The 15,150-nt window shown below is 35.4% G+C and carries 15 protein-coding genes; 2 read left to right on the top strand and 13 right to left on the bottom strand.

The annotated features are described in order from the left end of the window. Position 1: 1 nt before the first annotated feature. From ACIP9W_RS03420 to ACIP9W_RS03365, 12 genes are all read right to left on the bottom strand, one after another. A complete protein-coding gene (locus tag ACIP9W_RS03420; RefSeq protein ID WP_400786052.1) occupies positions 2-1,111 on the bottom strand; it encodes a capsular polysaccharide biosynthesis protein CapF in 1,110 nt (369 codons plus the stop codon). After that, a complete protein-coding gene (locus ACIP9W_RS03415; protein WP_400786050.1) occupies positions 1,111-2,130 on the bottom strand; it encodes a polysaccharide biosynthesis protein in 1,020 nt (339 codons plus the stop codon). Before ACIP9W_RS03415 ends, ACIP9W_RS03420 begins: the two co-directional genes overlap by 1 nt. 3 nt (positions 2,131-2,133) lie before the next feature. Next, entirely contained in the window at positions 2,134-3,321 is a 1,188-nt protein-coding gene (locus ACIP9W_RS03410) for a glycosyltransferase family 4 protein (RefSeq protein ID WP_400786048.1), read from the bottom strand. Positions 3,322-3,342: 21 nt separating this feature from the next. Then, positions 3,343-4,236 carry an NAD-dependent epimerase/dehydratase family protein gene (locus ACIP9W_RS03405; RefSeq protein WP_400786046.1) on the bottom strand — a complete coding sequence of 298 codons (894 nt, stop codon included), beginning with the start codon at positions 4,234-4,236 and terminating at the stop codon, positions 3,343-3,345. Between the two features lie 59 nt (positions 4,237-4,295). Continuing rightward, positions 4,296-4,892, bottom strand: a complete 597-nt coding sequence (locus ACIP9W_RS03400) for a sugar transferase (protein ID WP_400786044.1) — start codon at positions 4,890-4,892, stop codon at positions 4,296-4,298. A 5-nt stretch (positions 4,893-4,897) separates the two neighbouring features. Then, positions 4,898-5,434 (bottom strand): PglD-related sugar-binding protein, encoded by a 537-nt coding sequence (locus ACIP9W_RS03395; RefSeq protein WP_400786042.1) that lies wholly within the window; start codon positions 5,432-5,434, stop codon positions 4,898-4,900. Positions 5,435-5,754: 320 nt separating this feature from the next. After that, on the bottom strand, positions 5,755-6,633 hold the full coding sequence (galU, locus tag ACIP9W_RS03390) for a UTP--glucose-1-phosphate uridylyltransferase GalU (protein ID WP_400786040.1): 879 nt from the start codon (positions 6,631-6,633) through the stop codon (positions 5,755-5,757). Positions 6,634-6,654: 21 nt separating this feature from the next. Continuing rightward, complete coding sequence (locus ACIP9W_RS03385; RefSeq protein ID WP_400786038.1) at positions 6,655-7,959, bottom strand: glucose-6-phosphate isomerase; 1,305 nt, start codon at positions 7,957-7,959, stop codon at positions 6,655-6,657. Positions 7,960-8,016: 57 nt separating this feature from the next. Next, positions 8,017-9,852: a polysaccharide biosynthesis protein gene (locus tag ACIP9W_RS03380; protein WP_400786035.1), complete on the bottom strand. Its 1,836-nt coding sequence runs from the start codon at positions 9,850-9,852 to the stop codon at positions 8,017-8,019. Between the two features lie 220 nt (positions 9,853-10,072). Then, on the bottom strand, positions 10,073-10,840 hold the full coding sequence (locus tag ACIP9W_RS03375; protein ID WP_400786033.1) for a tyrosine-protein phosphatase: 768 nt from the start codon (positions 10,838-10,840) through the stop codon (positions 10,073-10,075). Between the two features lie 63 nt (positions 10,841-10,903). Continuing rightward, positions 10,904-11,623, bottom strand: coding sequence for a CpsD/CapB family tyrosine-protein kinase (locus ACIP9W_RS03370; protein ID WP_400786031.1), 720 nt, complete (start codon positions 11,621-11,623; stop codon positions 10,904-10,906). Between the two features lie 4 nt (positions 11,624-11,627). Further along, a complete protein-coding gene (locus tag ACIP9W_RS03365; RefSeq protein ID WP_400786029.1) occupies positions 11,628-12,353 on the bottom strand; it encodes a YveK family protein in 726 nt (241 codons plus the stop codon). A 158-nt stretch (positions 12,354-12,511) separates the two neighbouring features. Between ACIP9W_RS03365 and ACIP9W_RS03360 the strand changes: the two genes are divergently transcribed. Together ACIP9W_RS03360 and ACIP9W_RS03355 are read left to right on the top strand one after the other, a co-directional pair. Continuing rightward, complete coding sequence (locus ACIP9W_RS03360; protein WP_400786027.1) at positions 12,512-13,330, top strand: SGNH/GDSL hydrolase family protein; 819 nt, start codon at positions 12,512-12,514, stop codon at positions 13,328-13,330. Positions 13,331-13,342: 12 nt separating this feature from the next. Further along, positions 13,343-14,272, top strand: a complete 930-nt coding sequence (locus ACIP9W_RS03355) for an LCP family glycopolymer transferase (protein WP_400786024.1) — start codon at positions 13,343-13,345, stop codon at positions 14,270-14,272. Between the two features lie 47 nt (positions 14,273-14,319). On the opposite strand, the gene ACIP9W_RS03350 is transcribed toward ACIP9W_RS03355, so the two are convergent. Beyond that, positions 14,320-15,042: a flagellar basal body-associated FliL family protein gene (locus ACIP9W_RS03350; RefSeq protein WP_400786021.1), complete on the bottom strand. Its 723-nt coding sequence runs from the start codon at positions 15,040-15,042 to the stop codon at positions 14,320-14,322. Between the last annotated feature and the right edge of the window lie 108 nt (positions 15,043-15,150).

Genomic DNA, 15,150 nt, shown 5'->3' with positions numbered 1-15,150 from the left:
ATTATACCTCCAAGTAATATGTGTCTGGCTTTTCTGAGTCGAAACATTCATTTACCCACATAACCGTTACAAGATCATTATCTCCTACATTTACAATGGAATGTGTATATCCTATTGGTATATCTACAACCTGCAACTTTTCTCCGCTTACTTTATACTCAATAATTTCGTCAGAATCTAATTTTCTAAACCGAATTAAACCTTTCCCACTAACCACTAAGAATTTTTCATTTTTTGTATGGTGCCAATGATTACCTTTTGTAATACCAGGTTTTGATACATTGACTGAAACTTGACCTCTTTCAGGAGTTCTAATAAATTCAGTAAATGATCCTCGTTGATCAATATTCATCTTCAAATCATAAGAAAACTGATCTTCCGGTAAAAAGCTTAGATATGTACTATATAGTTTTTTAGTAAACGCATCTTCCATATTAGCAATATTTAAATTTGTTCTGCTAACCCTGAAGCTTTTTATAAGCTCAGCCAATTCTCCAAGCTTAATATTATGTGATACAGGTACAATACAGTAGTCATCATGGAAAGTTGGATTACCTTCTAAGGCTCTTGTAAATTCTTCTAATACATCGTCAATATAACATAAATTAAATTCTGCATCTGGATTGTTTATTTGAATGTCTATGTCTCTAGCTAAATTATGACAAAAAGTAGCTACCACTGTATTATAATTAGGTCTACTCCACTTACCAAATATATTAGGTAATCTATAAACGTACACTTTTGCATCCGTTTCTTTTTGATAATCAAATAGTAAATCCTCTCCAGCCTTCTTACTTCTACCATATGGATTATCCTTCTCTGCTTGAGTAGATGAAGTAATAAGTACAGGAGCTTTATTACCACTTGCCTTTAATAGTTCTAGCAATTTAGAGGTAAATTCAAAGTTGCCTTCCATAAATTCTTTTTCATTTTCTGGACGGTTGATACCCGCTAAATGAAATACAAATTCACATTCTTTCAAAAATTGTTGTAAATCCTCCAATGAATTTTCTCTTGTGTATAAAAACAAGTCCTCATAGCCTCTATTTTTTAACTCAGCAACTAAGTTTTTACCAACAAATCCCGAAGCACCTGTTACAAGAATTTTCACTAATTATTCCATCCTTTCAATTCATCTTGAATATAAGGTAAATTGAACAGTTTATCTTTTATCTGTTCAATTGTAAGACGATAGGTGTTATGAGAATTATATTCTTCATCCGATGAAAGTTTTTTATCTCCATCTTCAAAATATTTATCATAATTTAAATCTCGATTATCAGCTGGAACTCTGTAAAATCCTTCCAAATCATCAGCAATGACATTTTCTTCTCTAGTTAATAATGTCTCGAAAAGTTTTTCACCATGTCTTGTACCTATTATCTTGATTTCATTATCAGCATTAAACAATTCTTTCACTGCTTGTGCCAAATCTGCAATTGTAGACGCTGGTGATTTTTGCACCATAATATCTCCTGCATTAGCATTTTGAAATGCAAAGACTACAAGTTCAACTGCTTCTTCTAAACTCATTAAAAAGCGAGTCATTTCTGGATCAGTTACTGTAAGTGGTTTTCCGGCTTTCAGTTGCTCCACAAAAAGTGGGATAACTGAACCACGTGAAGCCATCACGTTTCCGTATCTTGTTCCACAAATTAATGTTTTTTCAGGTGAAACAGTTTTTGCTTTGGCAACAAAAACTTTTTCCATCATAGCCTTAGAAATACCCATCGCATTTATTGGATACGCCGCCTTATCAGTAGAGAGACAAATTACCTTTTTCACTCCATATTCAATCGATGCATTTAAAACATTTTCCGTTCCAATTACATTAGTTTTAACTGCTTCCATAGGAAAAAATTCGCATGATGGTACTTGTTTTAAAGCGGCAGCATGAAATACATAGTCGACTTCATTCATAGCATATTTTACACTCGCTAAATCTCTAACGTCTCCAATATAAAATTTCAATTTATCATTATTATAACTTTTACGCATGTCGTCTTGTTTCTTCTCATCTCTAGAAAATATACGTATTTCTTTAATATCTGTATGTAAAAATCGCTCCATTACTGCATTCCCGAAAGAGCCAGTGCCACCTGTTATTAATAAAGTTTTATCTTTAAACATCTTCTATATCCCCAAGTCAGTTAGTTTTTTTTCTAACAACGAAATAAATCTTTCCTTACTGAAATTTCTAATATAATAATCATATGATCTGATAGCCATTTCTTCTTTTTTATCACTGTTACAGAACTCTAATATTAAGTTTGCTAATTCTTTATAATTTTCAGCAGCACAACAAAATCCACAACCAGACTCTCTTATCACGTGACTTGCCTCTCCATTAATGGCTCCGATTATGGGTTTACGAGCAGCCATATAAGACTGCACTTTACCTGGCAGCGTATATGATATAGCCTTATTATTCTTCAAGGTAATTAACATTGCATCTGCTAACGCATAATAATACGGCATTTCACTTACGGGTCTTCTTCCATAATATATTATGTTGTCTAACTTCATTTTTTGGCTTAGCATCTTACATTCCTCTAATTTAGATCCATCTCCGACTATATGAAATGTAATATCAGAGTGCTTACACAATTCATTCGCTGCTTTAACTATCGTTTCCACGCTTTGCATATCGCCAATATTTCCAGCAAAAACAAAATTATATTTATCATTTTTAGGAACTTCAATGCTTTCAGAAAACAAGTCTTCCGCATATTGCGGTAGATGATGTATTTCCTTCTTATACTCCCCAAGAGTACTCCTAAAATATTCTTTAAACATACTAGAAGTTACTGCTATGGAATCTGCAGAGTTATAAATCCATTTAGAAAGCTTCATAAAAAACTTATAGATCATTGAACTTTCTTTGATGCCACCAGCCGCTAAACTATCAGGCCATAGATCTAGACAATAAAGTAAAACCTTTGTCTTGTGCTTTTTTTTATAAACAATAGCAGGGATCCCCATCATTACGGGGGAAAGTTGATTGACTAATACTACATCAAATTTTTCATTCATAAAGAGTGCCTTCAAAGAACCTGAAACAGCAAAGCTAAAATAGTTCAAAAAAAGCTTTAATTTATTATTTCCACGGCCTATCTCAAAACTTCGTATTACCTTTACACCGTTTAACACTTCATTCCTTTTCCTGCCATGCCGATAACCCTCAAGTACTTGCCCCTCTGGATAATTCGGAAGTCCAGTAAGTACTGTTACATCATGTCCTTTTCCCACTAATGTTTCACATATATCTGAAATGCGAAAAGGTTCCGGATAATAATATTGGCAGACAACTAAGATTTTCATTTAACTATAATCCTCCAATTTCTATTGAACCTTTTTCAAATACTCTTCAATTTCAATTTTTAATCCCTCAGATAGCGACATAGGTTGATAACCAAAATCTCTTGTAGCGTTTTTATATAAAAAGCTTCTATCTTCTCCCATCCTCTGAACTCTCTCAATATAATCAACTTTTCCAAGCGAGCAGACTTTGAGGAATTTAGCCATAAAAACACCTAACGCTAAAGGGACATTAATAAAGGTAGTCTTCTTATCTAGAATTTTACTAATCAACTTAAACAAATCTTTCATTGAAATAGGATTTTCACCGGATAAAATATAATCGCCTTCCATTATTTTAGATTTATTTAATACCTGATAGTATGCTTTTCCTAAATCTCTTCCATTAACAGGCTGCAGCATATTCCTTCCTTGGTCAATGATTGGAAATAACCTTAATCTATCTACCATTTTTATGAAAACAATCATATTACTATCATTGATATATCCATAAATCATAGTAGGTCTTAAATATATAAGGCCTATTGTTGAACTGCTTTCCTTAATTATATAGTCGATGCTATTTTCAATACTCTTATATTCTTCTGATGCACTCTTATACTTTGAGTAAATTCCGGTTGTATGAACAAGTATTGCTCTCTTAACATCATTTTTAACTGCCGCTCTCATTAAAGTAACTGAATAAAAGATAGATGCTATATGCACAACTGTATTAATACCGCTCATAACTTCATTCATAAACTCTTGATTTTCTAAATCTCCAACTATCTTTTCTATATTTAATCCCGAATTATCTATCAACGTTGTTTCAGAGTTTTCTCTGATAATACAACGAATTGGACCTTCATATTTATTTTTAATAAGCTCTTGCAAGAAATACCTGCCACTATGTCCTGTAATCCCTGTAACTAATAACATTTCTGCACCCCTTATTCCATTTACTTCCTTTAACATACTGTCATTTTATTATACTTAACTTACTTCTTTGATCCAGTCCCACCTTCAACAACTCCATCACTCTTAACAACACTAACAATCGTCCCCAAAAAACACCTAACATCCATCAATAAACCAATCTTCTCAACATACTCCCCATCTAACTTCGCCTTCACCTCGATAGGTAGCTCATCCCGTCCATTAATCTGAGCCCATCCAGTTAAACCAGGAGGTATATCATTAGCTCTATACTTATCACGTTCTGCTATCAAATCATACTGATTCCAAAGTGCTGGTCTTGGCCCAATAATACTCATTTCCCCAACAAAAATATTCCAAATCTGCGGTAACTCATCAAGTGAAGTCTTCCTTAGAAACTTGCCCGTTTTGGTAATGTATTGTTCTGGATCATCAAGTAAATGTGTTGGAGTATCCTTTGGAGTATCTATTCTCATCGTACGAAACTTTAATATATTGAAATGATTTTTATTAATTCCTACTCTATTTTGTTTAAATAGCACAGGACCCTTTGAATCTAGTTTTATTGCTATTATTAATATTAAAAATATAGGTGATAATACAATTAGCCCTATTAAAGAAAGAACAATATCTATCAGTCTTTTCACTACCATATACATCCAGTTCACACTCCAACTTCAAATCTATAATTATCTAAAATGTTTTTATTTGAATAAACCATTCCGGCATCAACTTTCTTTAATCTATCAATCCTACAGCCAACTTTAACAATCGTACCTGAATTAATATGAGAGAACTCACCGATAAAACAATCATGATCCACTAATGCACCAATACTAATTATGCTACCCTTCTCAATAACTGCATTAGTATTAATAACTGCCTTTGCACAAACTATGGAGCCTACTTCAATTCTTGCTAACGGACTAACGTACGCATTAGGATGGTTCAAGATTGGCAATTGAAACCCGATTTCAATCAGTTCTTCAATCCATTTCATTCTCTGCTCATTGTCACCAAAGGCAGCAAAAGCAATTGAATAGTTATTATAGAATTGCCTAATATCCTCACACTTTCCTATAGATAACTCGGATTGATTGTCTAGAAAATTAATCTTATTAAAGTACCCCATCGCTACTGCTGTCTCTTTAACTACTCTTCCATGACCACCAGCACCTAATATTAGCAAGTTTTTATTCATCTTTTCAAATCCACAAATTTAATATTCAAATTCAATAATCACAGGATACTTAACTATTTATAGTTGTGATTAGATATTAAATTTCACTATTTTTAGTCGCTTAGCACTTATAAGGAACCAAAAGCCTTCCCCCCAACTACTAAACCACTAATCCAATTCAATCACCATTACCCTTGCTATCTCACTGCCTATTCTAACATTTCATCCCAAAATATAGACCGAATCTCAAATACTTTACAAACTCTAAGCATAAAAACACCTTTTATTCCCCTCATACTCCTAACAAAAACTTGCCCCACTAGGGGCACATATCCATTTCTCTACTTAACTCTCTCTTCCTCAAGAATCTTTTCAAGATACAAAAGCAAATCCGTTCTTAATTCTTCTTTCCCCAAAGCCATCTCAATAGTAGTCTGTATAAACCCCAACTTCTCCCCAACATCATATCGCTTACCTTCAAAGTCATAAGCATATACATTCTGCTCTTGGTTAAGGTGTTGAATCGCATCCGTCAACTGAATCTCTCCACCAGCTCCAGTTTCCTGCTTTTTCAGAAACTTAAAAATCTCAGGTGTTAAAATATAACGTCCCATAATCGCCAAATTAGAAGGTGCAGTACCTTGTGCAGGCTTTTCTACAAAATGACTCACTTGATAACGTCTACCCTCTTTTGAGCTTGGATCAATAATTCCATATCGGTGCGTATTTTCATCCGCAACTGTTTGAACGCCGATCACAGATGATCCAGTTTCATCATATTGCTCGATTAATTGTTTAAGGCAAGGTTTTTCAGCTTGTACGATATCATCACCTAGTAATACAGCAAATGGTTCATCACCGATAAAATTACGTGCACACCATACAGCATGGCCCAATCCTTTAGGTTCTTTTTGTCGTATGTAGTGGATTTCCACTTTAGAAGATTGATTGACTTTTTCTAGTAATTCAAACTTCCCTTTTTCCATCAAATTATCTTCCAACTCTAAATTTCTATCAAAATGATCTTCTATTGCACGTTTTCCTTTACCCGTAACAATAATAATATCCTCTATGCCAGATGCAATTGCTTCCTCTACAATATATTCAATGGTAGGTCTGTCAACAATCGGTAACATCTCTTTTGGCATCGCTTTTGTGGCAGGTAGGAAACGTGTTCCCAAACCAGCTGCCGGTATAATTGCTTTTCTTACTTTTTTCATTCAACATCACCTATGCCTTATTTATTTAGCTATCTCAATATTCTTCCCAAGTAAATCAAACATCTTTTGTTTATATGCCTCTACACCTGGCTGATCAAATGGATTTACACCTTGCAAATAAGCACTCATTGCGCATGCTTTCATGAAAAAGTACATTAAGTAACCCAAATGATACTCGTCTAATCGTTCAACTTCAATGCCAATTACAGGAACACCACCCTCAACATGGGCCATCGCTGTTCCTTGAGTGGCAATATCATTGATAGTATTCAATGTTTTATCACTTAAATAGTTCAACTGATCTTTGTCTTGACTATCATAAGGAACTTCGCAATCTTCCTTTACTTCATGAAAATGCAATAATGTTTCAAATAAGAGTCGTTTTCCATCTTGAATGTACTGTCCTATTGAGTGAAGATCTGTGGAAAAGGATACTGCTGCTGGGAATATCCCATCATGCCCTTTCCCTTCACTTTCTCCAAATAATTGTTTCCACCATTCATGTAGGTTTTTTAAAGCAGGCTCAAATGATGCTAATACTTCTACTTCATACTCTTTTGAAAGTAATAGTTGCCGAGTTGCTGCATATTGATATGCTTTGTTTGTAAAAATATCATTCGCTTGTAAATCGACAGTTGCTTTTTTTGCTCCTCTCATTAATGCTTGGATATTGTATCCTTGCACAGCGAGCGGTAATAATCCGGCTGGAGTAAAGACGGAATAGCGACCCCCGATTGACTCTTCGATGGTGAAGGATCGATAGCCTTTTTCATTTGTTAATTCCCGAAGGGCTCCTTTTTCACTATCTGTGGTAACAATTATTCGTTCATTTGCTTTTTCACCGTATTTTTCTTCCATGAATTTTCGTAAAATACGAAAAGCGATTGCTGGTTCTGTTGTTGTTCCTGATTTGGAAACCACGTTTATATATACATCTTTATATTTTAGATATTGCAATAATTGATTCATATAACGGCCACTCAAATTTTGACCTGCATAAATTACTTCTGGGAACGACTCATCTACTCGGAAGTAAGGGCTAAGTGCATCTTGAATGGCTTTTGACCCTAAATAGGATCCCCCGATTCCAATGACTACAAATACTTTTGCATCCTGACGCACTTGCTTAGCAATCTCTAACATATCCTCTATTTGAGCATCATGGTTTTCTAGGGGGTAATCTAACCATCCTAAAAACTCACTACCTACTGAACTTCTATTATGCATTTCTTCATGAATAGTTTTAACAGATTCATTTAATAAGAGTAATTCTTCTTGTTGAAAATAAGACTCTAAATAGTTTGTTTGTAATGTTAATGTACTCATCAGATTCTCCAATCTTATAATCAAGTTCTAAATATGGAATCCATATTCCATCACATGTTACACAGTCACTACCTTTTGTTCTACTTCAACATTCTTCTGATTAGCTACCCCTACCAATGTATCTTTTAATACATCTATCGAAAGTGTAGGAATTTTTTCTAATAGGTAATCTAATTGATTGCTAGTAATCGGCGTCGCTTTCCCGATATAAATCTTCGGAAATATAACTTCACTCTGTCTTTCATTCTCATTCATCAATTCTTCATACAGTTTTTCTCCAGGTCTAATTCCTGTTTCTTTCACTTCAATCTCGCCTTTTGAGTAACCAGATAATCGAATAAGATTATTAGCTAAATCCACAATTTTCACTGGTTCACCCATATCGAGAACAAATACCTCTCCACCACTTGCAAGCGTACCTGCTTGAATGACTAGTCTAGAAGCTTCTGGAATGGTCATGAAATATCTTGTCATGCGCTCATCTGTTATCGTCACTGGTCCACCAGCCATTATTTGTTTCTTAAATAAAGGTACAACACTACCTCTGGATCCTAGAACATTACCAAATCGTACAGCTGCAAACTTTGTCTTGCTTTCTTTCGCAAGATTCTGAACTATCATTTCCGCAAAACGTTTCGTTGCTCCCATAACGTTAGGTGGATTGACTGCTTTGTCAGTCGAGATCATGACAAAATATCTTACACCGAACATGTCCGCAGCTTCCGCAACGTTTTTCGTACCAAAGATGTTATTTTTAACGGCTTCCATTGGGTTATATTCCATTAAAGGAACATGTTTGTGTGCAGCCGCATGATATATTACATCTGGTTTATAATCGGAAACGATATCGAAAATGCGGTTGCGATCTTGGATATCGGCGATAATTGGAATTATTTCTGTATTTGGTGAAACTTTTTTGCGTAGTTCCATGTCTATAGTATAGATAGAATTTTCTCCGTGTCCTAGTAGGATTAGTTGTTTTGGATCAAATCTTGCTACTTGGCGACAAATCTCAGAACCTATGGAGCCACCAGCTCCAGTGATAAGAATTTTTTTGTTTGTCAGTTTCGTAGAGATCGACTCTAAATCTAGTTCTACTTCTTCACGGCCGAGTAAATCTTCTATTTTCACATCTCGTATTTCGTTGATAGATACTTTACCTGTCAGTAAGTCTTCTATAAGTGGCATAATTTGGGTACGGATACCGGTGTCTAGACATTTTTGCATGAGCATCGCACTCGTCGATTTATCGAGTGACGGTATAGCAATAATAATAAGTTCGATATCTAAATCTTTCACTGCATCAGCAATAATGTCTGTTCCACCTAGTACACGGATATTAAAGATTTCTAATCCTTTTTTTGTGGAGTCATCATCTAGAAAAGCGATTGGCTCTAACTCAGCTTCGCTATTTCGTAATAATTGCCTAGCGATCATCGTACCAGCAGAACCCGCTCCTATTATAAGGGTGCGTTTCTTATTATTTTTAAATTTCTCACCTGATATATAGGTGTCTCGAATAATTCTCCAAGAAAGCCGAGATCCTCCGATTAGTAGAATATGAAGCATCCATGTAATAGATAATGCACGATACAGGATGTCCCCTTTTACGATAAATTGAATAATTGCAACTGCTATTATTGAAAATGTTACTGCTTTAAAAATCGACACTAACTCTCTTACTGAGGCATATTCCCATACCTTCCGATAAAGTCCATAATACATGGCAAAACCATGATGCGCTAAAAATATTGTAAGTGAACTTATCAACAAAAAAGTGTCAGTAAAAGGGTTGTTTATCGGATGCAATAAAAAATAGCCAATATAAATTGAAAACAATACGATGCATGAATCCACCACCACTAACATCGACATTCTTTTTCTTAACGACATCCAGCACCCACCAATCTTAATACATTTTTGTATATTCTTTTCCATAAATGATTATAGCACTTTTGTAATAATCTTAGTTGATTTTATTTAGAGTAATTATTGGAAATGACAATTGAATAAGCCAAAAGAACCAACCACTTAATAATTACTCTATATTACATAGTTTAGCTATAGTTAGCGACATACTTATTATCAGATAAATCTATTATTTTCTGTTAATTCAAGCAAATATCTTCCACCACTTAGACTTTTCTAGTGCTTTTGGCTCTAAAATGATTACTTCAATGTTTTCTACTATTCGTGCATTATTCTCTAAAAATATATCTACTGCATCTAGTCTTTTATGCTTTTCCAAATAACGTAACCCCGCATCAAACAGAAAAGGACGAGTTTTCGCATTATGCACATCAGAACCATAGGTATGCACTAAATTGGCATCGACCAATTGAAGCGATTGCTTTTGTATGTTTCTACCGTAATGACCCGCTAAACTTCCCGCAGTAATTTGGGCTAATGCTCCGTGATTGATCAACTTCAATAATCTACTAGGTTTTTCTGCTATTGCTCGATTCCTCTCTGGATGTGCAATAATAGGTACTTTGTCTAAGTTTAAAATTCCTTGAATTATTTGAACAGTGTACGCAGGTATTCCTCCAGTTGGCAACTCGATTAATACATATTTAGAATTAGCAAGTGTTAGGAGCTCACCATTCGTCAACTTTTCAATTGTGTTCTCACCTATTCTTATTTCTTGTCCTGGGTGTATATTCATAGATAGATTATTTTTTTTCACTTCGTTATTTAGTAGTTCTATTTTTTCTAATACCACGTTTTGCGAAACATTATAATGTGGATTATCCACATGCGGTGTTGCAATAATATCCGTAATCCCATCTTTTACCGCTTTTTCGATTAGCACGATCGATTCCGTTAAGTTTTGAGGTCCGTCATCTACATCTGGGAGAATATGCGCATGTATGTCAATCATTTTTCCTTACCCCTTTTTCCTATATGATAAACAAAAAAAGAATGATTAGGTAAAAGTACCCATTCATTCGGCATTTCCATAATATTGATAGTAATAATGTTCCTTTTGTAATTTGAAGTTGTTCAAGACTACTCCAATAATATTCGCTTGAGAAGAGACCAGTGCTTCTTTCGCTTTTAGCACTCCATTTTTCTCCGTTTCCCCCGCACTCATTATAAGTATCGTCCCTTCACACTTATTGGAGAGTATTTGAGCATCCGCCACCGATAAAACTGGTGGAGCATCAAAAATAATAATGTCGTAGGTTTCCTTCATCTCTTCCATTACTTTTTCCATCATTTGCGAGCTTAAAAGCTCTGCTGGATTGGGCGGAATAGGACCGCAAGTAATAATATCCAAGTTTTCTATTTCGCTTGTTTTTACTACTTCTGCTATAGTTGCTTGCCTTGTTAATAGATTGGATGTTCCAAGCGTGTTTGTTAGATGGAATGTATAGTGCACAGTAGGTTTTCGCATATCTGCATCCACTAACAGCACTTTTTTCCCTTCTTGTGCAAATACAACAGCTGTATTTGCAGCCACGGTCGATTTTCCTTCCCCTGGAGAGGAAGAGGTAACTAGGAATGTTTTCAATTCTTTGTCTGGCATAGAAAAGTTAATGTTCGTACGTAGTGTGCGGAATTGTTCCGACACAATAGATCTTGTATTTACACTAGTAACAAGTTTTCGTGCTACGGTTTGAAGAGCACGCTTCTTTGTTTTTTTCGTTTTTGCTCTAGCCATTTAACTACCTCTTTCTTCTTTGCGGAATTTGCATCATTGTTTGTTGAATCTCTTTATCTGAAATAGTGCTGATTAATCCAAGTATCGGTAAATTTAAAATTTCTTCGACATCTTGTTCTGTTTTCATCGTTGTATCTAGATACTCTAATAGAAATGCGATTCCTACTCCTAGCATTAAACCGACAACAGCTGCGATCGCCATATTAAGCATTGGATCTGGTTTTACCGGAGATGGATTCTCGCCTAGTACAGCTGGTGTTAGAATACTTACATTGTCTACCTTCATTAACTTTTTAATTTCATCTTGGAATACAGTAGCTGTGGTGTTTGCAATATCCACTGCAATACTAGGATTGGCATCTTGTACTGTAATATTCACTACTTGGGAATTTTGTTGGTTAGTTACTGTAATTTGACCAGTTAATGCAGCTGGTGTTGTGTTTAGATCTAGTTGTTCAATTACTTTACTTAATATTGCAGGACTCTTAATAATTACGTTGTATGTATTTATTAGTTGTAAGTTTGTTTGTATGTCTTGGGAGTTTAATGTACTAATATCTACTCTTTCTTGATTGACTAAAATTTGTGTAGAGGACTGATAAATGGGTGTCAGATAAAGAAAGCTAACAACTCCACTGACGGTTATTGCGATAATGGTTGTCAGTATGATTAATAATAATCTTTTTTTCAGTGTTTTAAATAAATCCTGGAGGCTGATTGTTTCTTCCATTAACTGATAACTCCTTTAATTTTGATTCTTCTATTTTCGATATAGTATAGCATATGTCGGCATTTTGCGCCTTCATCTTTAATATTCTATCATAGAGCAGTATAATATAACCACAATAAGTGTAAGATTAGTTTAATAAGAGTTAAGGAGGGTTGCATGTGAAATACGGGCGTATTATGGCACTGGTTATTAGTGTTACTTGTATTGCTGTGCTTATTTCCAGTTATGCATCTTGGAAATCGAGGATCAATAATGTGAAAACAGACAAGGAAATAATTCATTATACCCAGACAGGACCTGTAGGAAAAGAGGATATTGTAGCACCTAAAAAGAAGGAGGCTATTCAATTAAGTAGAACAACTGTCGAAGAAGCTCTAATAAATGCGGATGAACAAATACAAAACTTGGTGTTGAATAGATTGGACGCCGAGGAGAAAGTACAATTACTCATTGTTGGCTCTAATGCGATGGAAAGCGGAGCACCAGGCTACGCAACTTTACTAGCAAACGCTTTAAAGGATACATATGATAATTTTATCGAGACGACAATTGCACCGTTCGACGGTACATCGAAACAATTTATCGATAAAAATATGGCAGAAATTGATTGGGAAAAAGAATATGACCTTATTCTTTTAGAGCCTTTTACACTTAATAATAATGGAATAGTAAAAATTGAAGACGAACAGAAACATATTAAAGCGTTCAAAGAGAAGGCTATAGAAGAAGTATCCGATGCTGTAATTGTACTACAGCCTTCTTATCCTATCTATCATGCGAATTTTTATTTAGTACAAATTCGTGCTTTGGAGAATTTTTCGGCTACTAATGCATATCCTTATATTAATCATTGGAATGCTTGGCCAGATACGACTGACTCTAGTTTGAAATCTTTGTTAACCGAAGACCAGAGTCCAAATAGTGAAGGTGCGAAAGTCTGGGCATCCCCTCTGATTAATTATTTTACTGGAAAATAACGGAGGAATGCGATGGAGTCTTCAACTGAAAAGAAGAGAAAAAAATGGCCGTGGATTGTTGGCATGATCGTAGTTATTATTCTTGGGTTGATAGTTTACGGCTCCATTATTTACAAAGATTTAACTGAGACAGCAAAACAAATGCATGAGCCGATTGAACGAAAGGTTTCTGATAAACGAAAGGAATCTGTGGCATTTACGAAAAAGGAACCTTTTTCTGTACTGATTCTTGGAGTGGACGAGCGTAGCTATGATAAAGGCCGATCGGATACGATGATCGTAATGACAGTCAATCCAACTTCTCAATCTACTAAAATGCTCAGTATTCCTCGTGACACCTACACAGAGATAATCGGCAGAGGTGTAAAGGACAAGATTAATCATGCATACGCTTTTGGGGGCATTGAGATGTCGATGAATACGGTAGAAAATTTACTCGATATTCCCATTGACTATGTTGTACAAGTTAATATGGAAAGTTTTAAAGATATCGTGGATGCAATTGGTGGAATTACCGTTACTAATTCTTTAGATTTCACATCCGGCAACTATACTTTTCCTAAAGGCGCTAACACCCTTGGCGGAGATGAAGCACTAGCATATACTCGTATGCGGTATGAGGATCCACGAGGAGATTTTGGACGCCAAGACCGTCAAAAGCAAGTTATACAAGCAGTTTTACGCGAAGGTGCAACTATTAATAGTTTACTTAACTACAAAAGTATTTTTGGCGCAATCGGGAAAAATATTCGTACCAATATGACGTTTGATGAAATGGTCGATGTTCAAGCTAACTACCGGGATGCGGTAGGACATGTGGATCAGCTTTATATGAAAGAAGGTCAAGGCAAGACAATCGACGGAATTTGGTACTATATGATGAATAATGAGGAGCTTGCGGCTATACGTACTGTTTTAAGAACACATTTAGAATTGAAATAAACGAAAATCCCTTCGGTCATAAACTTCACCGAAGGGATTTTCGTTTTTTATTGGCTTCCAAGTGCTTTTTTTAATATACCATCACGTCTGGCTTTCTTGGTTGCTTCGTATTCATCTTTAAAACTTTGTGCGTAGGACTTATCATAGCCATTAGCAGTAAGATCTTTTTCTACTGCACCTATTACTGCATGGAAAACTGTATCTGTGCTTGCTTCTAGATTGTTAGCTGCTGCCATGTATTTGTTGTAAAAATAGCCAAAGTCCACTTTTTCTCCATTTGCTTGCTTATCGTTGTATTCACTCACTGCTCGTCCAATGAGTGCATTAATCTTAGTGTCTGCTTGTGCTTCTAAACCTTCTAATGCTGGTCTGTATTTATCCTTTATCGATGCAACTGTTGGTTTTTCCGTAGAGGAAGTCGTAGCCGTTCCATTTGTGCTATTTCCTGAACTTGTTGTTGAACCGGTGCCAGGTCCAGCCGTCTTTCCTGCTAACTTTTCTTCAAGGGAGGATCCACTTGTCGTAACTGTATTCGTATTTGTTTTTGTATTTGTTTCAGATGTCGCTGTCTCTTGGACAACTTCTCCTTCTTCGTCGATGATAAGTGTGCTTCCGTCCGGAAGTTCCACTTTGTATGGATCTGCAACGATCTCACTCACTTCTTCATCCGCTACATCATATTCTTTAAATTTGAACATATAAAGCAAGTAGCCTCCCGCTCCGAGTATGATGACTAATGCTGCTATTAAAAAGATTTTCAGTTTCTTCATAAAATTCTCCTTTGTCTGCGTGTTTATATGCCTAGTTTAGCATGAAGAATTATAGAAGAGTAGAGAATAATGTCAGATCATGTAGAAAAACCCTCCACATCGTGTCGA

This window comes from Psychrobacillus sp. NPDC093180, assembly GCF_044754065.1.
In the GTDB taxonomy this organism is placed as follows: domain Bacteria; phylum Bacillota; class Bacilli; order Bacillales_A; family Planococcaceae; genus Psychrobacillus.
Note: the sequence above shows the minus strand (reverse complement) of the source record. Positions and strands in the feature narration are given on the sequence as shown.